This is a genomic window from Streptomyces africanus, from assembly GCF_002150735.1.
Lineage (GTDB): Bacteria > Actinomycetota > Actinomycetes > Streptomycetales > Streptomycetaceae > Streptomyces > Streptomyces africanus.
This window is the reverse complement of record NZ_MUKA01000229.1, coordinates 1-23,515: the sequence shown is the minus strand read 5'-3', so window position 1 is coordinate 23,515 and position 23,515 is coordinate 1. Positions and strand designations below refer to the sequence as shown.

17 protein-coding genes are annotated in these 23,515 nt (G+C 72.2%); 14 read left to right on the top strand and 3 right to left on the bottom strand.

Going from position 1 to position 23,515, the window contains the following annotated elements:
- Positions 1-10: 10 nt before the first annotated feature.
- Positions 11-2,152 carry a bifunctional polysaccharide deacetylase/glycosyltransferase family 2 protein gene (locus CCL05_RS26890; protein ID WP_086563075.1) on the top strand — a complete coding sequence of 714 codons (2,142 nt, stop codon included), beginning with the start codon at positions 11-13 and terminating at the stop codon, positions 2,150-2,152.
- A gap of 740 nt (positions 2,153-2,892) precedes the next feature.
- On the top strand, positions 2,893-4,491 hold the full coding sequence (locus tag CCL05_RS26880; protein ID WP_086563073.1) for an alpha/beta hydrolase: 1,599 nt from the start codon (positions 2,893-2,895) through the stop codon (positions 4,489-4,491).
- Between the two features lie 83 nt (positions 4,492-4,574).
- Here CCL05_RS26880 and serC read toward each other — a convergent pair whose 3' ends face one another.
- On the bottom strand, positions 4,575-5,693 hold the full coding sequence (gene serC, locus CCL05_RS26875) for a phosphoserine transaminase (protein ID WP_086563072.1): 1,119 nt from the start codon (positions 5,691-5,693) through the stop codon (positions 4,575-4,577).
- Positions 5,694-5,791: 98 nt separating this feature from the next.
- Between serC and CCL05_RS26870 the strand changes: the two genes are divergently transcribed.
- From CCL05_RS26870 to CCL05_RS26860, 3 genes are all read left to right on the top strand, one after another.
- Positions 5,792-8,653 (top strand): FAD-binding and (Fe-S)-binding domain-containing protein, encoded by a 2,862-nt coding sequence (locus CCL05_RS26870; protein WP_086563071.1) that lies wholly within the window; start codon positions 5,792-5,794, stop codon positions 8,651-8,653.
- Between the two features lie 131 nt (positions 8,654-8,784).
- A complete protein-coding gene (locus CCL05_RS26865) occupies positions 8,785-9,921 on the top strand; it encodes a lipid II:glycine glycyltransferase FemX (protein ID WP_086563070.1) in 1,137 nt (378 codons plus the stop codon).
- Positions 9,922-10,056: 135 nt separating this feature from the next.
- The gene (locus CCL05_RS26860) at positions 10,057-11,034 is read left to right on the top strand and encodes an EamA family transporter (RefSeq protein WP_086563069.1); all 978 of its coding nucleotides are present in this window, start codon (positions 10,057-10,059) and stop codon (positions 11,032-11,034) included.
- A 27-nt stretch (positions 11,035-11,061) separates the two neighbouring features.
- Here CCL05_RS26860 and CCL05_RS26855 read toward each other — a convergent pair whose 3' ends face one another.
- The gene (locus CCL05_RS26855) at positions 11,062-11,724 is read right to left on the bottom strand and encodes a formylglycine-generating enzyme family protein (RefSeq protein ID WP_107400520.1); all 663 of its coding nucleotides are present in this window, start codon (positions 11,722-11,724) and stop codon (positions 11,062-11,064) included.
- Between the two features lie 101 nt (positions 11,725-11,825).
- Here CCL05_RS26855 and CCL05_RS26850 point away from each other — a divergent pair, with 101 nt between their 5' ends.
- The 3 genes from CCL05_RS26850 to CCL05_RS44140 all read left to right on the top strand — a co-directional run bounded on the left by CCL05_RS26850 (position 11,826) and on the right by CCL05_RS44140 (position 13,653).
- Complete coding sequence (locus tag CCL05_RS26850; protein WP_086563068.1) at positions 11,826-12,284, top strand: pyridoxamine 5'-phosphate oxidase family protein; 459 nt, start codon at positions 11,826-11,828, stop codon at positions 12,282-12,284.
- A gap of 57 nt (positions 12,285-12,341) precedes the next feature.
- Positions 12,342-13,295 (top strand): MerR family transcriptional regulator, encoded by a 954-nt coding sequence (locus CCL05_RS26845; protein ID WP_086563067.1) that lies wholly within the window; start codon positions 12,342-12,344, stop codon positions 13,293-13,295.
- A 196-nt stretch (positions 13,296-13,491) separates the two neighbouring features.
- On the top strand, positions 13,492-13,653 hold the full coding sequence (locus tag CCL05_RS44140; RefSeq protein WP_107400519.1) for a hypothetical protein: 162 nt from the start codon (positions 13,492-13,494) through the stop codon (positions 13,651-13,653).
- A gap of 12 nt (positions 13,654-13,665) precedes the next feature.
- Here CCL05_RS44140 and CCL05_RS26835 read toward each other — a convergent pair whose 3' ends face one another.
- Positions 13,666-14,598 carry a hypothetical protein gene (locus CCL05_RS26835; protein WP_244204428.1) on the bottom strand — a complete coding sequence of 311 codons (933 nt, stop codon included), beginning with the start codon at positions 14,596-14,598 and terminating at the stop codon, positions 13,666-13,668.
- A 211-nt stretch (positions 14,599-14,809) separates the two neighbouring features.
- Here CCL05_RS26835 and CCL05_RS26830 point away from each other — a divergent pair, with 211 nt between their 5' ends.
- Genes CCL05_RS26830 through CCL05_RS26805 form a run of 6 tightly spaced genes read left to right on the top strand, consistent with a single transcriptional unit; the run spans position 14,810 to position 23,486 of the window.
- Positions 14,810-15,604, top strand: coding sequence for a TIGR03084 family metal-binding protein (locus CCL05_RS26830; protein WP_086563065.1), 795 nt, complete (start codon positions 14,810-14,812; stop codon positions 15,602-15,604).
- A 50-nt stretch (positions 15,605-15,654) separates the two neighbouring features.
- Positions 15,655-17,268, top strand: coding sequence for an acyclic terpene utilization AtuA family protein (locus tag CCL05_RS26825; RefSeq protein WP_244204430.1), 1,614 nt, complete (start codon positions 15,655-15,657; stop codon positions 17,266-17,268).
- Positions 17,265-18,863 carry an acyl-CoA carboxylase subunit beta gene (locus CCL05_RS26820; RefSeq protein WP_086563063.1) on the top strand — a complete coding sequence of 533 codons (1,599 nt, stop codon included), beginning with the start codon at positions 17,265-17,267 and terminating at the stop codon, positions 18,861-18,863. Before CCL05_RS26825 ends, CCL05_RS26820 begins: the two co-directional genes overlap by 4 nt.
- An 11-nt stretch (positions 18,864-18,874) precedes the next feature.
- A complete protein-coding gene (locus CCL05_RS26815) occupies positions 18,875-20,719 on the top strand; it encodes an acetyl/propionyl/methylcrotonyl-CoA carboxylase subunit alpha (protein WP_086563062.1) in 1,845 nt (614 codons plus the stop codon).
- Positions 20,720-20,761: 42 nt separating this feature from the next.
- Positions 20,762-21,892, top strand: a complete 1,131-nt coding sequence (locus tag CCL05_RS26810) for an acyl-CoA dehydrogenase family protein (protein ID WP_086563061.1) — start codon at positions 20,762-20,764, stop codon at positions 21,890-21,892.
- A 25-nt stretch (positions 21,893-21,917) separates the two neighbouring features.
- Positions 21,918-23,486 carry a 4-coumarate--CoA ligase family protein gene (locus CCL05_RS26805; protein WP_086563060.1) on the top strand — a complete coding sequence of 523 codons (1,569 nt, stop codon included), beginning with the start codon at positions 21,918-21,920 and terminating at the stop codon, positions 23,484-23,486.
- The last annotated feature ends 29 nt before the right edge of the window (positions 23,487-23,515 follow it).

Genomic DNA, 23,515 nt, shown 5'->3' with positions numbered 1-23,515 from the left:
TGCGGAAGCGGTGCCGCGGCGGAGGCAAGCACCCCTGTCGCCGCGGCACCGCTTCCGCATCGTCGTTCCCCTCGTCCTGCTGGCCTTCGTCGCCTCGGTCCTCCTCGTCGAGGGGTACACCACCCGGGGCTTCGCCGGTGACCAGGAAGCGCGCGCCGGACGACCGGCCACCGGCGTCCCGCGCAGGATCGCCGGCGGCGGCCCCGTCGTCGACACCACCGACGATCACCAGCGGACGTACCGCACACCGGACAAGACCATCGTCCTGACCTTCGACGACGGCCCCGACCCCACCTGGACGCCCCGCATCCGGGCCGTCCTCGACCACTACGGCACGCCCGGCACCTTCTTCGTCACCGGGCAGCAGACCGCCCGGCACCCGGGAGTCCTGCGCAGCGTGGTCCGCTCCGGCCACGAGATCGGCGTGCACACCTTCTCCCACCCGGACCTGGCCACCCGGTCCGCGAGCGAGGCCGACCGTGAGCTGGCGCTGACCCAACTCGCCCTCGCGGGGGCCGCGGGCATCAACACCTCGCTGATGCGGATGCCCTACTCCTCGGTCCCCTCCGCCCTCGACGACAAGGCGTGGTCCGTGGCCCGGCACCTGGGGGAGAAGGGCTACGTCCTGGCGTTCATCGACCAGGACACCAACGACTGGCGGCGGCCGGGCGCCCGGGCCATCGCCGACGCGGCCACCCCGAGAGTGCCGGGCCGGGGCGCTGTCGTCCTCCTTCACGACGCGGGAGGGGACAGATCACAGACGGTCGAAGCCCTCAAGACCCTGATCCCCCGGCTGAAGGCCCAGGGCTACCGCTTCACCACCCTCGCCGATCTCGTCGGCACCGACAGTTTCACTCGCCCCGTCGACACGGCGGACCGGTGGAGCGGCCGCGTCTTCGTGGCCGCCGTGACCGTGTCGGGGGCGGCGGTGTCGGCCGTCACGGTGCTGCTGCTGGTGGTCGGTTCACTCGTCCTCGCGCGCTGTGTGCTCCTGCTCGTCCTGGCCCGTCACCACGCCCGCCGCCAACGGCGCCCCCACAGCGACCGGGCCGGGCGGGTCACCCGGCCCGTCAGTGTCGTCGTACCCGCCTACAACGAGGAGCTGTGCATCGCCAAGACGCTCCGCTCCCTCGCCGCGAGCGACCACCCCGTCGAGATCATCGTCGTGGACGACGGATCCAGTGACGACACCGCCGACCTCGCACAGTCGCTCGCCCTCGACAACGTCACCGTCATCCGGCAGCCCAACGGCGGCAAGCCCTCCGCCCTCAACACCGGCGTCCTGCGGGCCTCCCACGACATCGTCGTCATGCTGGACGCCGACACCGTCTTCGCCCCCTCGACCGTCGGCCGCCTCGTCCAGCCGTTCGCCGACCCCGGAGTCGGCGCCGTCGCGGGCAATGCCAAGGTCGGCAACCGCCGGCGGCTGCTCGGCCGGTGGCAGCACATCGAGTACGTCATGGGCTTCAACCTCGACCGCCGCGTGTACGACCTGCTGCGCTGCCTGCCCACCATCCCCGGTGCCGTGGGGGCGTTCCGCGCCGAGGCCCTGCGGGACGCCGGGATGATGAGCGCGGACACCCTCGCCGAGGACACCGACATCACCATGGCCCTGCACCGGGCCGGGTGGGAGGTCCGCTACGCGCCGGACGCACTCGCCTGGACCGAGGCACCGTCCTCGCTGCGGCAGCTGTGGCGCCAGCGCTACCGATGGAGCTACGGCACGATGCAGGCCACGTGGAAGCACCGACACGCGCTGTTCGAGCATGGCCACGCGGGCCACTTCGGCCGCCTCGGTCTGCCCTTGCTGGCCGTCTTCCAGATCTTCACCCCGCTGCTCGCCCCGCTGATCGACATCCTGGCCGTCTACGGCCTGGTGTTCGGCAACCCGCGCATCACCGCGCTGGCCTGGGGCGGCGTGCTGGCGGTGCAGGCCGTCTGCGCCGGGTACGCCTTCCGTCTCGACGGCGAGAGGCTCCGGCCCCTGTGGGCGCTTCCCCTCCAGCAGGTCGTCTACCGCCAGGTGATGTACCTGGTCCTGACCCAGGCCTGCCTGACCGCGCTCAACGGCTACCGGCTGCCCTGGCAGCGGCTCAAGCGCAGTGGGGACGTGATGCTGCCTCCCCAGCCCTCCACCCGCCGGACGACGTGAGCTTCCCGTCCCAGCCCTCTACGCCTAATGGCTCATCCGGTTCACCGAGGCCCCTGACCGTTCTGACGTGGCCTTTTTCCATGCCCGCCGGCCCGAGCCCCCTCGCTGGATCGCACAATCGGGTTGAGTTGCCCGGCCGAAGGGCCGTCAGCCTTCCTCCCGGACGCTTTTCCGCTCAATGTGTGATCATGAAATCTCCGCGATTGCACTGTATGCCCCGATCCCTCGCCCACTCGGCTGGTGCGGCTGTCATCGTCCTCGCAGCAGCCCTGACCTCCGCCGCACCCGTAGCGGCTGACACCGCTGCGCTGCCGGTCCCTGGAGATGGCCCTCGTTTTGCGTGCCAAACGACCAGCGATCAGCGGCAAGGCCTCGAAGAGATCTTCTGGACCGTCCTGTTCGGGCCCCGGAACACCACGACGGAGACCCGGTGCGGCGGTGAGGAGGAGAAGGGAGGACAGGACCGGAACACAGGACTCCTCCAGCCCTTCATCGGCTCCTGACCGGCCAGGGGCGCTCGGGTATTCCGGGCGCCCCTCTCGTCGCCTCCCGCGCCTTTCCCGCGTGTGTTCGCGAAAGTCCAACAACCCCTGATTTCAGTGGGTTTGGGCGCTTGGGATGACTCGATTCGGTCAAGTCTTGGTCGAATACGTACGTGCATGGCGTGCTCTTCCGAAACGATGCGGCACGGACCGCGTGACACGCGGTCCTGACCCCCCTCACCGTTCTGAGAGAACTCCATGAGAAGAAGCGCAGCCGTCCTGTGCGGCGCGACCGTCGTCCTGGCCGGGACGCTCACCGCCGTTCCCGCCAGCGCCAGCGCGCCGCACTCCGCGACCACCGCCCAGGCCGCGAAGGTCACCTGGAAGAAGTGCGGCACGGAGGACTCCCCGACGCTCCAGTGCGCGTCGGTGAAGGTGCCGCTCGACTACGCCAAGCCGCAGGGGAAGCAGATCACGCTGGCGCTGTCCCGCGTGCCGCACACCGCCACGACGTACCAGGGCCCGCTGCTGGTCAACCCCGGCGGCCCCGGCGGCAGTGGCCTGTCGCTGGCCGGTTTCGTCGCGTCGTCCCTGCCGAAGGAGGTCGCCGCCCAGTACGACGTCATCGGCTTCGACCCGCGCGGCGTGGGCAAGAGCCAGCCCGCCCTGGACTGCAAGCCGGGCTACTTCGACCCGGTGCGCCCCGACTCCGTGCCCAGCACGCCCGCGCTGGAGAAGGCCAACCTCGACCGCGCCAAGTCCTTCGCCCAGGCCTGCGGCAAGAAGTACGCGAACGTCCTGCCGTACATCAACACGGTCAGCGCCGTGAAGGACATGGACTCGATCCGCAAGGCCCTCGGCGCCAAGAAGATCAACTACTTCGGCTACTCGTACGGCACCTACCTCGGCTCGGTCTACGCCAAGCTGTTCCCCGAGCGGGTGCGGCGCCTGGTGCTGGACTCGATCGTCGACCCGACCGGGGTCTGGTACGAGGACAACATCCAGCAGGACTACGCCTTCGACAAGCGCCACAAGGCCCTCATGGCGTGGATCGCCAAGTACGACTCCACGTACAAGCTCGGCACCGACCCGAAGAAGGTCGAGGCCAAGTGGTACGCCATGCGGGCGGCCCTGGCCAAGAAGCCGGCGGGCGGCAAGGTGGGCGCCTCCGAGCTGGAGGACATCTTCATACCCGGCGGCTACAACAACGCCTACTGGCCCACCCTCGCCCAGACGTTCGCGGCGTACGTCAACAAGAAGGACACCGCCGCGCTGGTCAAGGCGTACGACAACATCGCCGCCATCGACGCCTCCGGCGACAACGGCTACAGCGTCTACACCGCGGTGCAGTGCCGTGACGCGTCCTGGCCGCGCGACTGGAAGCAGTGGCGCAAGGACAACTGGGCGGTGTACGAGAAGGCGCCGTTCATGGCCTGGAACAACGCCTGGTACAACGCGCCGTGCGCGTTCTGGCCGACCAAGACGCTGAAGCCGGTGAACGTCGCCAACACCAAGCTCCCGCCGGTGCTGCTGTTCCAGGCGACGGACGACGCGGCCACCCCGTACCAGGGCGGTGTCACCGTGCACCGCCTGCTGAAGGGCTCCAGCCTGGTGGTGGAGCAGGGCGGCGGCAACCACGGCATCAGCCTGAGCGGCAACGCCTGCCTCGACAAGTACCTGGCGACCTACCTCACCAGCGGCAAGGTGCCGCACGGCAGCGGCGTGGCCGACGCGGTCTGCAAGAAGCTGCCCGACCCGAAGCCGCAGGCCACGGCGGGCAAGACGCCGAGCACGGGCCAGTCGGCCGTCGCGACGGTCGGCAACACACTGCGCGGGATCCTGGGGTCCGGTCTCTGAGCGCGCTCGCGTGAGCATCGCCTGACATGACGTGAGGGACGCCCGGCACGTGCCGGGCGCCCCTCATCGTCTGCGGGAGAAGGTCAGAGCTTCTCGATCACGTAGTCGACGCACTTCGTCAGGGCCTCGATGTCCGCCGGGTCGATCGCCGGGAACATCGCGACGCGCAGCTGGTTGCGGCCGAGCTTGCGGTAGGGCTCGGTGTCGACGATGCCGTTGGCGCGCAGGACCTTGGCGACGGCGGCGGCGTCCACCTCGTCCGTGAAGTCGATCGTGCCGATGACCTGGGACCGCTTGGCCGGGTCGGTGACGAACGGGTTCGCGAACTTGACGTCCTCGGCCCAGCCGTACAGCGTCCGCGCGGACGTGGCGGTGCGGCGCACCGACCAGTCCAGGCCGCCCTGGCCGTTGATCCACTCCAGCTGCTCGTTGAGGAGGAACAGGGTGGCGAGGCCGGGGGTGTTGTACGTCTGGTTCTTGCGGGAGTTGTCGATCGCCGTCGGCAGCGAGAAGAACTCCGGGACGTGCCGGCCGGACGCGTGGACGCGCTCCGCGCGCTCGATCGCGGCCGGGGAGAAGACGCCGATCCACAGGCCGCCGTCGGAGGCGAAGGACTTCTGCGGGGCGAAGTAGTAGACGTCCGTCTCGGCGATGTCGACGGGCAGGCCGCCGGCGCCGGAGGTGGCGTCCACGAGGACCAGGGAGCCTTCGTCGGCGCCGGCCACGCGCTTGATCGGCATGGCGACACCGGTCGAGGTCTCGTTGTGGGTGAAGGCGTACACGTCGACGCCCGCCTCGGCGACCGGCTCGGGGTGCGTGCCCGGGTCACTGGAGAGGACGTCCGGCTCGGCCAGCCAGGGCGCGAGCTTGGCGGCCTTGGCGAACTTGGAGGAGAACTCGCCGAAGCTGAGGTGCTGCGACTTGTTCTCGATCAGGCCGTGCGTCGCGATGTCCCAGAACGCGGTGGAGCCGCCGTTGCCGAGGACCACCTCGTACCCGTCGGGGAGCTGGAACAGCTCACGGATGCCCTCACGCACCTTGCCGACCAGGTTCTTGACAGGGGCCTGACGGTGGGAGGTGCCCATGAGGGACGTGCCGCTGGCGGCGAGGGCGTCCAGCGCCTCCGTCCGCACCTTGGAGGGACCCGCGCCGAAACGACCGTCCGCGGGCTTGATGTCAGAGGGAATCCGGATCTCAGCCACGGAGGGGAGCGTAGTCGCTTCCCGAAACGCGGGCGAAACGTCGTCCGTCGGGTGAGACGGTGTTGAGTGGGGGCATGAGCGCAGACATGAGTGGCGGCATGTCCGAACTTGAAGCGGAATTGCGGGCGGCCGTCCGGGGCGAGGTCGGGTTCGACGTCACCTCCCGGGCGCTGGTCACCATGGACGCGTCCAACTACCGGAGGGTCCCTCACGGGGTCGTCGCCCCCGTGGACGCCGACGACGTGGCCGCGGTGCTGGCCGTCTGCCGGGAGCACGGCGTGCCCGTCGTCGCCCGCGGCGGGGGCACGTCCATCGCGGGGCAGGCCACCGGTGCCGGTGTCGTCCTGGACTTCACCCGGCACATGAACCGGCTGGTCACCCTGGACCCCGAGGCGCGTACGGCCGTCGTGCAGCCGGGGCTGGTGCTCGACCGGCTCCAGGAAGCGGCGGCCCCGCACGGGCTGCGCTTCGGGCCCGACCCCTCCACCCACAGCCGGTGCACGCTCGGCGGCATGATCGGCAACAACTCGTGCGGCTCGCACTCGGTGGCCTGGGGGACGACCGCGGACAGTGTGCGCGAGCTGGACGTGATCACCGCGCGCGGGCGGCGGCTGCGGCTCGGGCGGGACGGGGCCGGCGCGCCGGACGGCCTGCGGGAGCTGGTGGACGGCGAACTGGCCCGGCTGCGCACCGGCTTCCCGGAGCTGCCCCGCCGTATCTCCGGGTACGCGCTGGACGCCCTGCTGCCCGAGCGGGGTGCCGACGTGGCCCGCTCCTTCTGCGGTTCCGAGGGCACGCTGGGCGTGCTGACGGAGGCGGTCGTAGGCCTGGTCGAGGCACCACGCGCGCGTGCGCTGGCCGTGCTCGGCTACGCCGACGAGAGCGCGGCGGCGGAGGCGGCGGCCGGACTGCTGCCGTTCGGACCGCTGACGGTGGAGGGCATGGCGGCCGACCTGGTGCCGTCCCCGGCCGCGCTGCCGCGGGGCGGGGCCTGGCTGTTCGTGGAGACCGGCGGGGAGTCGGCCGGGGAGGCACGCGCGCGTGCGGAGACGATCGTGCGGGCGGCCGATGTCCTGGACGCGCTGGTGGTCACCGACCCGGCGGGGCAGCGCGCGCTGTGGCGGATCCGGGAGGACGCGAGCGGTACGGCGACCCGGATGCCGGACGGGACGGAGGCCTGGCCCGGCTGGGAGGACTGCGCGGTGCCGCCCGCCAGGCTCGGGGCGTATCTGCGGGACTTCCGGGCGCTGCTGGCCGCCCACGGGCTGCGCGGCACGCCGTACGGGCACTTCGGGGACGGCTGCATCCACGTCCGGATCGACTTCGACCTGCTGACGGAGCCCGGCATCGCCCGGTTCCGCCGCTTCTCGGAGGAGCTCGCGGAGCTGGTGGTGACCCACGGCGGTTCGCTGTCCGGGGAGCACGGCGACGGGCAGGCGCGGGCGGAGCTGCTGCCGAAGATGTACGGGCCCGAGATGGTCGGCCTGTTCGAGCGGGTGAAGGGGGTGTGGGACCCGGACGACCTGCTCAACCCCGGCATGCTGGTCCGCCCCGCGCCCCTGGACGCCGGCCTGCGCTTCTCCGTCCTCCCCCGCGAGCCCGTCGACGTCGCCTTCGGCTACCCGTCCGACGGCGGTGACTTCTCGGCGGCGGTGCGGCGCTGCGTGGGCGTCGCCAAGTGCCGTACGACGTCGGTGTCCGGCTCGGGCGTCATGTGCCCGTCCTTCCGGGCGACCGGCGCCGAGGAGCACTCCACGCGCGGGCGGGCCCGGCTGCTGCACGAGATGCTCGCCGGTGAGCTGGTGAGCGACGGGTGGCGCTCCACGGAGGTGCGGGACGCCCTCGACCTGTGTCTGTCCTGCAAGGGCTGCCGGTCGGACTGCCCGGTGGAGGTGGACATGGCCACGTACAAGGCGGAGTTCCTCCACCACCACTACGCCGGCCGGCGCCGCCCGGCCGCGCACTACGCCATGGGCCGGCTGCCCGTGTGGCTCCGTGCCGTGACCCGTACGCGCACGGCGCGGCTGGTCAACGCCCTGGCGCGGCTGCGGCCTCTGGCGCGGGCGGCGAAACGGCTGGGCGGGATCGCCCCCGAGCGGGAGATCCCCCGGGTGGCGACACGGACGTTCAGCCGGTGGTGGGAGCGGCGCCGGGCCTGCGTGCGGGGCGACCTGGTCGTGCTGTGGCCCGACACCTTCACCGAGTACCTCTCGCCCTCCGTGGGGCGGGCCGCCGTGCGGGTGCTGGAGGCGGCCGGGCTGCGGGTGGCGCTGCCGCCGACCGTGCGTCTGGAGAAACCGCCGGTGGGCGACGGCAGGACGGTCGCCCTCGACCCGCTGTCCCTGCTGCGGGGGCGGGGGCACGTCTGCTGCGGGCTGACGTATGTGTCGACGGGGCAGCTGGACCGCGCCCGAGCGGTCATGCGCCGCACGCTCGACCTGATGGAACCGGTGCTGGAGACCGACGCCCCGGTCGTGGTCCTGGAGCCGAGCTGCGCGGCGGCCCTGCGCACGGACGTCCCCGAGCTGCTGCACGACGACCCGCGCGCCGCCCGCCTCGCCGCCAAGGTCCTCACCTTCGCGGAGACACTGGAACGCCACGCCCCCGGCTGGACACCACCGCGCGTCGACCGCCCGGTGGCCGGCCAGACCCACTGCCACCAGCACGCGGTGCTGGGCGACGCCGCCGACCGCCGGCTGCGCCGGGCCGCGCTGCTCACCGGCGAACTGAGCGGCGGCTGCTGCGGCCTCGCGGGGAACTTCGGCTTCGAGAAGGGCCACTACGAGGTGTCCACCGCATGCGCGCAGGAACAGCTCCTGCCGTCGGTACTGGAGGCCCCCGACGGCACGGTGGTCCTGGCGGACGGCTTCTCCTGCCGCACGCAGCTGGAGCAGCTGGCGGGCGTGCGGGGCAGGCACCTGGCGGAGGTGCTGGCGGCGGCGCTGGAGGGGGACGGCTGACACCGACTGCCCCTTCAGGCCCGCGCTTGAGGCGTTCGGGCCACGGCACGGGCCGACCCGAGTGTCTGAGCCGGGGCAGGGGCGAAGCCGCTCCTAGGCTCTCGGCACCAGCCACTCGAAGGAGCCCGCGCATGAGCGTCCGCGTCCAGCAGATCACCCGTGACGAGCATCTCGCGTTCGTCGCGGCCCGCCCCTCCGCCAGCCACACCCAGATCCCCTCCTGGGGCGAGGTGAAGCCCGACTGGCGGGCGGAGAGCCTCGGCTGGTTCGACGGAGCCGGGCAGCTCGCCGGCGCGGGACTGGTGCTGCTGCGCCCGCTGCCCGGGCCGAAGCTGCCCGGACTGCCGCGGTACCTGGCGTACCTGCCGGAGGGCCCGCTGATCGACTGGCACGAGCCCGGCCTCGACCAGCTGCTGGAGCCGATGGTCGCCCACCTCGCGAGCCGGGGCGCCTTCGCGGTGCGGATGGGCCCGCCGGTCGTGGTGCGCCGCTGGAGCGCCGAGGCGGTCAAGGCCGCGATCGCGGACCCGGCCGCCCGGCGCCTGCGCGACGTGCGGGCGACGTCGTTCGAACCTCGTGCCGGCCAGGTCGCGGACACCCTGCGCCGCATGGGCTGGCGGCAGACCGAACCCGGCGGCGAGGACGGCTTCGCCGCGGGACAGCCCCGGTACGTCTTCCAGGTGCCGTTCGCCGGACGGTCGCTGGAGGACATCCGCGGCGGCCTGAACCAGCAGTGGCGGCGCAACATCAGCAAGGCGGAGAAGGCCGGCGTGAAGGTCGTACGCGGCGGCTACGAGGATCTGCCGGCCTTCCACGAGCTGTACTCCGAGACCGCCGAGCGCGACCGGTTCCTCCCGCGCCCGCTGCCCTACTTCCAGCGCATGTGGAGCGCGCTCACCGCCGAGCACCCGGACCGGATGCGGCTCTACCTCGCGTACCACGACGGCGAGGCGCTCGCCGCCGCGACGATGCTGACCGTCGGCGACCACGTCTGGTACTCCTACGGCGCCTCCACGAGCCGGCGGCGCGAGGTCCAGCCGAGCAGCGCCGTGCAGTGGCGCATGATGACGGACGCCCATGAACTCGGCGCCGCCGTCTACGACCTGCGGGGCATCACGGACACGCTGGAGGAGTCCAGCCACCTGCTGGGCCTGCTCCGGTTCAAGGTGGGCACGGGCGGCGAGGCCGTCGAGTACCTCGGCGAGTGGGACTTCCCGATCAACCGGCTGCTGTACAAGGCGCTGAACCTGTACCTGGCCCGCCGCTGACGGCCCGCATTCCAAGACAGTGGCATAAGCGGTTTACGCGCCTGGCCGAGTCCATTACTCTGGACTTCGAAGTACATCCTGTTGCATGAAAGCGTGCATCAGGATGGAGGTACGCAGCCGAGCACAGGACCGCCCGTGACCACTCCGGACACCGCCACCACGCCCCCGTCCGCGACGACCGCCGCCGCCGGCGCACCGGCCGCAGGACCGGGCCGGCCCGGCCGGCTGGGCTCCCTCGGGCCGGTGGGCCTGGTGTTCGCGGGCGGGATCTCGGTGCAGTTCGGCGGCGCGCTGGCGGTGATGCTGATGCCGAGGGCGGGGGCCCTCGGGGTCGTGGCGCTGCGGCTGTTCGTGGCGGCGGCCGTCCTGCTGGTGGTCTGCCGGCCGCGCCTGCGCGGCCACTCACGCACCGACTGGGGCACGGTCGTCGTCTTCGGCATCACCATGGCCGCCATGAACGGCCTCTTCTACCAGGCCGTCGCCCGCATCCCGCTGGGCCCCGCGGTCACCCTGGAGGTCCTCGGCCCGCTCGCCCTCTCGGTCCTGGCGTCCCGCCGCGCGATCAACGTCGTCTGGGCGGCACTCGCCCTCGCCGGTGTCTTCCTCCTCGGCGGCGGAGGCTTCAGCGGCCTCGACCCCGTAGGGGCGGGCTTCGCCCTGGGTGCCGGCGCCATGTGGGCGACCTACATCATCTTCAGCGCCCGTACGGGCCGCCGCTTCCCTCAGGCGGACGGCCTGGCACTGGCGATGGCGGTGGGGGCGGTGCTGTTCCTGCCCCTGGGCATCGCCGAGTCGGGCACGAAGCTGCTCGACCCGGTGACGCTGGGCCTCGGCGCGGCGGTGGCCCTGCTCTCCTCGGTCCTGCCCTACACCCTCGAACTCCTCGCCCTGCGCCGCCTGCCCGCCTCCACCTTCGCGGTCCTCATGAGCCTGGAACCGGCCATCGCCGCGACGGCCGGCTTCCTCCTCCTCGACCAGACCCTGACCACCACGCAGGCCGCCGCGATCGCCCTCGTCATCGCGGCGAGCATGGGAGCGGTACGGACCCAGGTCGGCCGGGGCCGCGACCCACGGAAGACGGCGGCGCTGGAGGGTACGGGTCTGGAGGGCTAGAGCGCCGCGACGCGTTCACTGCGCCCGCTACCCGCTACCCGCTGCCCGCTGCCCGCGCGCCACGCGGAACCCCACGTCGTCGATCCGGAACGTCGGATGACTGCGGCGCCGTACGGAGGCACGGCAACTCCAGTGCTCGTCGGCCCAGCCGCCGCCGCGCAGCACCCGGTAGGTGCCGTAGACCTCGGCGTCGTAGACGTCCCAGCACCACTCCCAGACATTGCCCAGCATGTCGTAGAGGCCCCACGCGTTGGGCTGCTTGCCGCCCACGGGGCGGATCCGTTCCTGTGAGGTGCCGCGGTACCAGGCGATCTCGTCGAGCCGTCCGTACCGCGGCCCGCTGGTGCCGGCCCGGCAGGCGTGTTCCCACTCGGCCTCGGTCGGCAGCCGGTACCCGTCGCCGGAGGCGTCCCGGCCGACCGGCTCGGAGTCATCGCTCAGGCGATACACGGGCGTCAGCCCCTCCGCCCTGGACAGCGCGTTGCAGAACCGGACAGCGTCCCACCACGACACGCCCTCGACGGGCAGCCGCTCACCATGAACGGCACTCGGCCGCTCACCGGTGACCCGGGCGTACCAGGCCTGAGTGACGGGGAACGCCGACATCCGGAACGACGGGACCTCGACCGTCCAACTCCGCTGCGTCCGCCGGTCGGACAGCGTCACCGACCCGGGCGGGACGGTCACCATCCCGTTCTCCATGTCCATGTCGGCCCCCACGTCGAGCCACCCTAACGACGAGCGGACGCGGGCCGTGAAATTTCCGTGCGGGCCGTGAAGTTGACCTGGTCATGACTCAAGGCCCCGCACCCCGCCCCCTGTCCGACGAAGCCCTCTCCGGCCTGCTCGGCAAGCAGCAGTTCGGCACGCTCGCCACCGTCAAGCGCAACGGCCGGCCCCATCTGACCACCATGGTCTACAGCTGGGACCCCGAGGCCCGGATCGTGCGGTTCTCGACGACGGCCGACCGCGTCAAGGTCCGGCAGCTGCGCCACAATCCGCGGGCGGCGCTGCATGTGCAGGGCGGTGACGTGTGGTCGTTCGCCGTCGCGGAGGGCGAGGCGGAGGTTTCCGACGTCACGACGGTTCCCGGCGACGAGGTCGGGCGGGAACTGCTCGGGATCATCCCGGAGGAGGCCAGGCCGGAGGACGAAGGCGCGTTCCTGGAGCAGTTGGTGGCCGAACGCCGGGTGGTCGTCCGGCTGCACGTGGACCGGCTGTACGGGACGGCGCTCGACATCGACGGCTGAAGTCGGCGGGGAGACAGGGCTTGAGTCTCCCGTAGGGGGAGGCGCGAAGGTGCAGGCATGGACGGCGACACGCTCTTCACGATCGGGGCCCTGGCCCGGCGGACCGGGCTGACGGTCAAGACCATTCGGTTCTACTCCGACACCGGGATCGTGCCGCCGACGGACCGCAGCCCGGCTGGCTACCGTCTCTACGACATCGGCGCACTGGCGCGTCTGGACCTGGTGCGCACCCTGCGTGACCTGGGGCTCGACCTCGCTGCCATCCGGCAGGTGCTGGACCGGGAGGTCTCGGTGCCCGAGGTCGCGGCCGCGCACGCCGACGCCCTGGAGGTGCAGATCCGCACCCTCCGACTGCGGCGCGCGGTGCTGCGAGCGGTGGCCAAACGAGGCTCCACCCCGGAAGAAATGGACCTCATGCACAAGCTTGCCAAGCTCTCCGACGAGGAACGCCGACGCCTCATCACCGACTTCATCGACGACACCTTCGGCGGGTTCGACGCCAACCCCGACTTCGTCGACATGATGCGCTCGGCCATGCCCGAACTGCCGGACGACCCCGAGCCCGAGCAGGTCGATGCCTGGGTGGAACTCGCCGAACTCACCCAGGACCCCGACTTCCGCGCCGCCGCCCGCCGCATGGCCGAGTACCAGGCAGCCGAGCGCGCCCAGGGCGACGTCACCGGCTTGCACCACGACCTCACCGAGACCGTCCGCGACAGCGTCGGCCGCGCGCTCGATGCCGGCATCGCTCCGGCCTCGGCCGAGGCGGCACCCATCGTCGACGCCCTCACCGCCCGTTACGCGCACACCTTCAGCCGCGCCGACGACGCCGACTTGCGCCGCTGGCTGCTGACGCGCCTGGAGATCGCCGGCGAACCCCGCGCGGAGCGCTACTGGCACCTGCTGGCCGTCATCAACGGATGGCCCGTACCGCCCAGTCTGGCGCCGGTGTTCACGTGGTTCGCAGAAGCCCTGCGCGCTCACACTCCGCAGCAGTCCCGCGTGCGGTAGCCGGCCGTCAGGCAGCCGGCCGGCTCCGCAGGGTTATGTCGGCCACCCGCGTAGCGGGCGAGCAGGCCGGGGTCGCTGCCGGCGGGCAGGTCGCCTTCGTCGACGGCTCGCCGGAAGCGGTCGCGGAGGCGGGAGGTGTGCTCGTCGCGCCAGGCGGCGAGGGCGTCGCGGGCCTGGCTGGGTCCGGGGCAACGCGATCTCCCCGGGCACCGTCGACACGCCCGGACTCGACGCCGTGGCCGCGGGAGACACACCCCTCACCAAGGCGCAGTTCGCCGCAGGCGTCCCGCTGGGCCGGATCGGACACCCGGACGAGGTCGCCAACGTGGTGGCCAGGTCGGAGCGCCCACAGGCCTGAGGGGTGCCCGGCCTAGCGCACCAGCACCCCCCGCACCGAGATCCCGTAATGCACCCGCAGCCGCCGCAGCTCCCACAACCCGACCGCGGTCACCGACAGCGGGGCCCCGAGCACGAACACCGCCCGCACCGGCCCCGGCACGCCCGCATACGCCCCGGTGGCGACGTCGATCAGCGCCATCTCCCAGACCAGCGTCATGGCGAGCAGCGGCGGCATGGTCTGGTGGATGTCGGCCGTGCGGAACACATGGATCAGCGCCAGGCCGATGCCCCAGAAGATGAACGGTGTCACCCACACCAGGGTGAACACGATGATCACCCAAGTGACCACGGTCATCACCGGGTTGGTCGCGAGCTTCCCGTCGAGGATGCCGGTGAGCACGGACGCCGGGAAGACGGCGACCCCGGCGATGAGGGCCACGATCGCGCCGAACGACTTCGCGGCCCGGCGCAGGAGGTCCCGGCGGGCCGGCGGAGCCGTCAGGGCCGTCAGGACGCCCACGACCACCGGAAGCGTCACGGACAGCACCAGCACGCTGATCCACGACTGCGAGAAGCGATCGCTCGCGACGTCCTCGACGGAGCGGGCGATCTTGTAGGACACCGACACCCACACCACCGCGCCGAGCCCCACGAGGGTACGGATCTTCTGCATACGCGCGATGAAGGGATCCTCGACGAGGTCCGGCCGGGACGGCTTGAAGACCCGGCGCGCGGTGTGGATCGGGCCGATCCGCCGCCGCAGCCGCGTGAAGGGGCCGGGCGGCGGCGCCTGCGGTGGCATCGGGTGGGGGGTGTAGGGGTGCGGCACATGGGGCGGATAGCCACCGCCGGCGCCCGGCGGCTGTTGCGGCGGCCCATAGGGGCCGGGTGGAGGCGGCGGGTACGGCTGGCCGCCGTGCGGACCGTAGGGCGGCGGCTGCCCACCCGGGTTCCAGTTGCTCATCCTTGTGTCTCCCCCGATGCGTGACATGCGCGACCAGTGAACGAGCGCGTCCCAGAGTGTATTGATCGCGCCGCCGGAGCACAGGCTTTCGGCCATCTCGCAGATTCATGCAAGCACGCTTGATTGTTTCTGGCTCCGCTGCCATGCTCCTCAGCACGCCGCACCACCCCGCACCGAACCCGCACGCCGCCGTGCCCCGAGGGGAGCGCCCGTGTCCGATCCGACGTCCGTGATCGACGACCTGCGCGAGGAGAGCGAGGAACTCGACCGCCTCGTCGCCGGGTTGAGCACGCAGGGCTGGGCGCTCCCCACCCCCGCGCCCGGCTGGACCGTCGCCCACCAGATCGCCCACCTCGCCTGGACGGACCGCTCGGCCCTGCTCGCCGTCACGGACGCCGACGGCTTCCGGACCCTGGTCGAGAAGGCCCTCGCCGCGCCGGGCTCCTTCGTCGACGAGGGTGCCGAGGAGGACGCCGGACTCCCGCCCGCCGAGCTGCTCGCGCGCTGGCGCGACGGCCGCACGGCGCTGCAGGAGGCGCTGCGGGCCGCCCCGCCCAAGGCGCGCTTCCCCTGGTACGGCCCACCCATGTCGGCCGCCTCCATGGCGACGGCCCGCCTCATGGAGACCTGGGCCCACGGCCAGGACGTGGCCGACACCCTCGGTGTGGTGCGCCCACCCACCGACCGGCTGCGGCATGTGGCCTGGCTCGGGGTGCGGACCCGGGACTTCGCCTACGGAGTGCACGGGCTGACTCCGCCCGCCGAGCCCTTCCGCGTCGCACTCGACTCGCCCTCCGGTGACGTGTGGGCGTACGGGCCGGAGGACGCCCCGCAACGCGTCACCGGGCCCGCCCTCGACTTCTGCCTCCTGGTCACCCAGCGCGCCCACCGCGCCGACCTCGCCCTGCGCGCCGACGGCCCCGACGCCGACCGCTGGCTGGACATCGCCCAGGCCTTCGCGGGGCCGCCGGGCACCGGTCGCCCCCCGAAAGGGGCCGCACCGTGACCCTCCGGATCGGCAACGCCTCCGGTTTCTACGGCGACCGCTTCGACGCCATGCGCGAGATGCTCACGGGCGGCGACCTGGAGGTCCTCACCGGCGACTACCTCGCCGAGCTGACGATGCTCATCCTCGGCCGGGACCGGCTGAAGGACCCCGGCGCCGGATACGCCCGCACCTTTCTGCGGCAGGTGGAGGACTGCCTGGGGCTCGCGCACGAGCGGGGCGTGCGGATCGTCACCAACGCCGGCGGGCTCAACCCGGCCGGACTCGCCGACGCCGTACGGCACTTGGCCGACCGGCTCGGCATCCCCGTGCGCGTCGCCCATGTGGAGGGCGACGACCTCACCGCCGCCCACCCCGGCAGCCTCGCCGCCCACGCCTACCTCGGGGGCTTCGGGATCGCGGCCTGTCTGCGGGCCGGCGCCGACGTCGTCGTCACCGGGCGGGTGACGGACGCGGCACTCGTCACCGGGCCGGCCGCCGCCCACTTCGGGTGGCGGGAGACGGACCACGACCGGCTCGCGGGGGCCGTCGTCGCCGGGCATGTGCTGGAGTGCGGGGCGCAGGCCACCGGCGGCAACTACGCCTTCTTCGGGGACGGCGACGTCCGCCGGCCCGGCTTCCCGCTCGCCGAGCTCCACGAGGACGGCAGCTGCGTCATCACCAAGCACCCCGGCACCGGCGGCTTCGTCGACGTCGGCACGGTCACCGCCCAGTTGCTGTACGAGACGGCCGGCGCCCGGTACGCGGGGCCGGACGTCACCGCCCGGCTCGACACCGTGCGGCTCGCCCAGGACGGGCCCGACCGGGTGCGGATCGAGGGCGTGCGCGGTCAGGCGCCGCCGCCCACCCTCAAGGTCGGGCTCAACAGGCTCGGCGGCTTCCGCAACGAGGTCGTCTTCGTGCTCACCGGCCTCGACGTCGAGGCCAAGGCCGCCCTGGTGCGGGAGCAGCTGGAACCCGCCCTCGGCAAGGCCGCCGACGTGCGCTGGGAGCTGGTCCGCACCGACCGGCCCGACGCCCCGAGCGAGGAGACGGCGAGCGCGTTGCTGCGGCTCGTCGTACGGGACCCCGACCAGGAGGTCGTCGGGCGGGCCCTGAGCGGGGCGGCCGTGGAGCTGGCGCTCGCGAGCTACCCCGGCTTCCATGTGCTGGCACCACCCGGAAAGGGCTCGCCCTATGGGGTCTTCGAGGATGTGTACGTCCCCCATGGTGCCGTCGACCATGTGGCCGTCCTCCACGACGGGCGCCGGGTCCCGGTGCCGCCGCCCCAGGACGTCCTCGTACTCGACGACGTGCCGGAACCCGCGCTGCCCGAGCCGCTGCCGCCCGGCCCCACCCGGCATGCCCCTCTCGGCCTCGTCGCGGGCGCCCGCAGCGGCGACAAGGGCGGCAACGCCAACGTCGGTGTCTGGGCCCGCACGGACGACGCCTGGCGCTGGCTCGCGCACGAGCTGACGGCCGACCGGTTCCGGGAGCTGATCCCCGAGAGCCGGCCGCTGAAGGTCACGCGGCACGTCCTGCCCAACCTCCGCGCCCTCAACTTCGTCGTCGAAGGAATCCTCGGCGCGGGCGTCGCCGCACAGCACCGCTTCGACCCGCAGGCCAAGGCCCTCGGCGAATGGCTGCGCTCCCGCCACCTGGACCTACCGGAGGCCCTCCTGTGACCGTCCTGACCTCCGCGCTCGACCCGAGCGGCCCCGAGTACCGGGCCAACCGCGAGACCATGCTCGCCAAGCTCGCCGAACTCGACGCCGAGCACGCCAAGGCCCTCGCGGGCGGCGGCGAGAAGTACGTCGAGCGGCACCGCAAACGCGGCAAACTCCTCGCCCGCGAACGCATCGAGCTGCTCCTCGACCCCGACACGCCCTTCCTGGAGCTGTCCCCGCTGGCCGCCTGGGGCAGCGACTACACCGTGGGCGCCTCCCTCGTCACCGGCATCGGTGTCGTCGAGGGAGTGGAGTGCCTGATCACGGCCAACGACCCGACCGTGCGGGGTGGTGCGAGCAACCCCTGGTCGCTGAAGAAGGCCCTGCGCGCGAACGACATCGCCCTCGCCAACCGGCTGCCCTGCATCAGCCTGGTGGAGTCCGGCGGCGCCGACCTGCCGTCGCAGAAGGAGATCTTCATCCCCGGGGGCGCCATCTTCCGCGACCTGACCCGGCTGTCCGCCGCCGGAATCCCCACCCTCGCGGTCGTCTTCGGCAACTCCACCGCCGGAGGCGCCTACATCCCCGGCATGTCCGATCACGTGATCATGGTCAAGGAGCGGGCGAAGGTGTTCCTCGGCGGTCCGCCGCTGGTGAAGATGGCCACCGGGGAGGAGAGCGACGACGAGTCCCTGGGCGGCGCCGGGATGCACGCGCGCGTGTCGGGCCTCGCCGACCACTTCGCCGTCGACGAGCACGACGCGCTCCGGCAGGCCCGCCGCGTGGTCGCCCGCCTCAACCACCGCAAGGCGTACGGCGATCCCGGCCCGGCCGAGCCGCCCAAGTACGACGCCGAGGAACTCCTCGGCGTCGTCCCCGGCGACCTCAAGAGCCCCTTCGACCCGCGCGAGGTCATCGCCCGTGTCGTCGACGCCTCCGACTTCGACGAGTTCAAGCCGCTGTACGGGACGAGCCTGACCACCGGCTGGGCCGCGCTCCACGGCTATCCGATCGGCATCCTGGCCAACGCCCAGGGCGTCCTCTTCAGCGAGGAGTCCCAGAAGGCCGCCCAGTTCATCCAGCTCGCCAACCAGCGCGACATCCCGCTGCTCTTCCTGCACAACACCACCGGCTACATGGTCGGCAAGGAGTACGAGCAGGGCGGCATCATCAAACACGGCGCGATGATGATCAACGCGGTCAGCAACAGCCGCGTCCCGCACCTCTCGGTCCTCATGGGCGCCTCCTACGGCGCCGGCCACTACGGCATGTGCGGCCGGGCCTACGACCCGCGTTTCCTCTTCGCCTGGCCCAGCGCCAAGTCGGCCGTGATGGGCCCGCAGCAGCTCGCGGGCGTGCTGTCGATCGTCGCCCGCCAGTCGGCGGCGGCGAAGGGGCAGCCGTACGACGAGGAGGCGGACGCCGCGCTGCGCGCCATGGTGGAGCAGCAGATCGAGTCAGAGTCGCTGCCGATGTTCCTGTCCGGGCGTCTGTACGACGACGGGGTCATCGACCCGCGCGACACCCGCACCGTCCTCGGCCTGTGCCTCTCCGCCCTCCACACCGCCCCCTACGAGGGTGCGCGCGGCGGCTTCGGCGTCTTCCGGATGTGAGGAAACCTCCAGTGATCACTTCTGTGCTCGTCGCCAACCGGGGCGAGATAGCCTGCCGCGTCTTCCGCACCTGCCGCGAGCTGGGCATCCGCACGGTCGCCGTGCACTCGGACGCCGACGCGCACGCGCTCCACGCGCGCGTGGCCGACGCGAGCGTACGACTGCCGGGGGAGACGCCCGCCGACACCTACCTGCGCGGCGACCTCATCGTGAAGGCCGCCCTCGCGGCCGGCGCGGACGCCGTGCACCCCGGCTACGGCTTCCTCTCCGAGAACGCCGGCTTCGCCCGGGCCGTCCTGGACGCGGGCCTGGTCTGGATCGGGCCGCCCCCGGAGGCCATCGAGGCGATGGCGTCCAAGACCCGCGCCAAGCGGCTGATGGGACTGAAGCCCCTCACCGACGTCACCGAGGCCGACCTGCCGGTCCTGGTGAAGGCGGCGGCGGGCGGCGGCGGACGCGGCATGCGCGTCGTACGGCACCTGGCGGACCTGGACGCCGAGTTGGCCGCCGCCCGCGCCGAGGCCGCGAGTGCCTTCGGCGACGGCGAGGTCTTCGTCGAGGCGTACGTGGAGAACGGCCGCCACGTCGAGGTGCAGATCCTCGCCGACACCCACGGCACCGTCTGGCCGCTCGGCACCCGCGACTGCTCCCTCCAGCGCCGCCACCAGAAGGTCGTCGAGGAGGCCCCCGCCCCCGGCCTGGCCGGGGAACTCCAGGAGGAGCTGAGCGCCCTCGCCGTACGGGCCGCGCGAGCCGTCGACTACGTGGGCGCCGGCACGGTCGAGTTCCTCGTCGCCGACGGCCGGGCCCACTTCCTGGAGATGAACACCCGCCTCCAGGTCGAACACCCCGTGACGGAAGCGGTCTTCGGCCTCGATCTGGTCGCCGAGCAGATCCGCATCGCCGAAGGCCACGCCCTCGACAGCACCCCTCCACGCGCGCGTGGCCACGCCGTGGAGGCCCGCCTCTACGCCGAGGACCCGTCCCGCGACTGGTCCCCGCAGACCGGCCGCCTGCACCGCCTCGCCCTGCCCGAGGGCATCCGCCTCGACACCGGCTACACCGACGGCGACGACATCGGCGTCCACTACGACCCCCTGCTCGCCAAGGCCGTGGCCCACGCCCCCACGCGCGCGGAGGCCGTCCGCACGCTCGCCTCCGCCCTGGAACGGGCCGTGATCCACGGCCCCGTCACCAACCGCGACCTCCTGGTCCGCTCCCTACGCCACCCGGAGTTCACCGCGGCCCGCATGGACACCGGCTTCTACGACCGCCACCTGCCGGACCTGACCGAGCCGTCCCCCGACCCGCACGCCCCCCTGGCCGCCGCCCTCGCCGACGCCCACGGCCGCTCCCGCTTCGGCGGCTGGCGCAACGTCCCCTCACAGCCCCAGACCAAGCGCTACGCCATGGCCGGGCAGGAATACGAGGTCCAGTACCGGCACACGCGCACGGGCCTGGAGGCGGACGGCGTACGGGTGGTACACGCGGACGCGCACCTCGTGGTCCTCGAAGTGGACGGAGTGCGGCGCAAGTTCGAGGTGGCGCGCTACGGCGACCGGATCCACGTGAACAACACGGCCCTGACGGCGTTGCCCCGCTTCCCCGACCCGACGACCCAGCACGCCCCAGGCTCCCTCCTGGCCCCCATGCCGGGAACGGTCGTCCGAGTGGCCGAGGGTCTGACGGCAGGCACGCCCGTAAAGGCGGGAGCCCCCCTCCTCTGGCTCGAGGCGATGAAGATGCAGCACAAAATCACGGCACCGGCCACGGGAACGCTGAGTGAGTTGTGCGTCGTGCCCGGACAACAGGTAGAGCCGGGGGCGCTCCTGGCGGTGGTGACGGCGGCCCTTTAGGGGCGCGGGGAACTGCGCGACCAGCCACGACGAAGGAGTCACATGCCCACGATCGAAACCGACGAGCACAAGGCCCTCCGATCGGCCGTCGCCGCACTCGGCAAACGCCACGGCCGCGCCTACGACCGCGAAGCACTCTGGTCCGAGGCGGCCAAGCTCGGCTACCTCGGCGTCAACCTGCCGGAGGCATACGGCGGTGGAGGCGGCGGCATCTCCGAACTCTCCATCGTCCTCGAGGAACTCGGCGCCGCAGGCTGCCCCCTTCTGATGCTGGTCGTCTCACCAGCCATCTGCGGCACGGTAATAGCCCGCTTCGGCACGGACGCCCAGAAACAACACTGGCTCCCCGCCCTGGCCGACGGCACCCGCCTCATGGCCTTCGGCATCACCGAACCCGACGCCGGCTCCAACAGCCACCGCATCACGACCACGGCACGAAAAGACGGCGACGACTGGATCCTCACCGGCCGCAAGGTCTTCATCTCCGGCGTCGACCTCGCGGACGCGACCCTCGTCGTGGGCCGCACGGAGGACGCCCGCACCGGCCGCCTCAAGCCCTGCCTCTTCATCGTCCCGCGCGACGCCCCCGGCTTCACCCGCCGCCCCATCGACATGGAACTGGCCGCCGCCGAGAAGCAGTTCGAACTGACGCTGGACGACGTACGGCTGCCCGCCGACGCGCTCGTCGGCGACGAGGACGCAGGGCTCCTCCAGCTCTTCGCCGGCCTCAACCCCGAGCGCATCATGACGGCCGCCTTCGCGATCGGCATGGGCCGCCACGCCCTCGCGAAAGCCGTCGAGTACGCCCGGGACCGACAGGTCTGGAACACCCCCATCGGCGCCCACCAGGCCATCGCCCACCCCCTGGCCCAGGCGCACATCGACCTCGAACTCGCGCGCCTGATGATGCAGAAGGCCGCCGCCCTCTACGACGCGGGCGACGACACGGGCGCCGGCGAGGCCGCCAACATGGCGAAGTACGCGGCGGGGGAGGCCTGTGTGAAGGCAGTGGACCAGGCCGTGCACACCCTCGGCGGCAACGGCCTCACCCGCGAGTTCGGTCTCGCCTCGCTGATAACGGCCTCGCGCGTGGCTCGTATCGCCCCGGTGAGCCGGGAGATGATTCTCAACTACGTCTCCCACCAGACCCTGGGCCTGCCCAAGTCGTACTGAGACGGCCCGCGCGCGAGGAGGAACCATGTTCCGCAGCGAGTACGCCGACGTCCCGCCCGTCGACCTGCCCATCCACGACGCCGTCCTGGCCCGGGCCGCGGAGTTCGGCGACATCCCGGCGCTGATCGACGGCACCGACGGCACCACCCTCTCGTACGAGCAGGTGGACCGGTTCCACCGGCGCGTCGCCGCCGCCCTCGCCGATGCCGGGGTCCGCAAGGGCGATGTTCTGGCCCTGCACAGCCCCAACACCATCGCCTTCCCGACCGCGTTCTACGCCGCCACGCGCGCGGGCGCCACCGTCACGACCGTGCACCCGCTCGCCACCGCCCAGGAGTTCGCCAAGCAGCTGACGGACTCGGCGGCCCGCTGGATCATCACCGTCTCACCGCTGCTGGACATCGCCCGCCGGGCCGCCGAACTCGCGGGCGGCGTACACGAGATCTTCGTGTGCGACAGCGCGACCGGACACCGCTCCCTGATCGACATGCTGGCCTGTGCCGCACCCGAGCCGCAGGTCGCCTTCGACCCCGTGGAGGACGTGGCGGCCCTGCCGTACTCCTCCGGGACCACCGGCACGCCCAAGGGCGTGATGCTCACGCACCGGCAGATCGCCACCAACCTCGCGCAGCTCCACCCGGCGGTACCCGCGGGCCCGGGCGACCGTGTCCTGGCGGTGCTGCCCTTCTTCCACATATACGGCCTCACGGCCCTGATGAACGCGCCCCTGAGGCAGGGTGCCACCGTCGTCGTCCTGCCGCGCTTCGACCTGGAGCAGTTCCTCGCGGCCATCCAGAACCACCGCATCACCGCCCTGTACGTGGCCCCGCCGATCGTGCTGGCCCTCGCCAAGCACCCGGCCGTCGCGCAGTACGACCTGTCGTCCCTGAAGTACGTCATCAGCGCCGCCGCACCCCTGGACGCCCGCCTCGCCGCCGCCTGCTCCGAGCGCCTCGGCCTGCCGCCCGTCGGCCAGGCCTACGGCATGACGGAACTGTCGCCCGGCACGCACGTCGTCCCGCTGGACGCGATGAGCGACGCGCCGCCCGGCACCGTCGGCAAGCTCATCGCCGGCACCGAGATGCGCATCGTCTCCCTCGACGACCCGGACAAGGACCTGCCCGCCGGCGAGTCCGGCGAGATCCTCATCCGCGGCCCCCAGGTCATGAAGGGCTACCTCGGCCGCCCCGACGCCACCACGGCGATGATCGACACCGACGGCTGGCTGCACACCGGTGACGTGGGGCACGTGGACGGGGCCGGCTGGCTGTTCGTCGTCGATCGTGTCAAGGAACTCATCAAGTACAAGGGCTTCCAGGTGGCCCCCGCCGAGCTGGAGGCCCTGCTGCTCACCCACCCGGGCATCGCCGACGCGGCCGTCATCGGCGTGTACGACGACGACGGCAACGAGATCCCGCACGCCTACGTGGTCCGCCGGCCGGACCGCACCGACCTGTCCGAGGCGGAGATCATGATGTACGTCGCCGAGCGCGTGGCCCCCTACAAGCGGATCCGGCACGTCACCTTCATCGACGGCGTCCCCCGGGCGGCCTCCGGCAAGATCCTCCGCCGACAGCTCAGGGAGCGCGCATGACCCTCGTCGGCAGGGCACGCGCGCGTGCC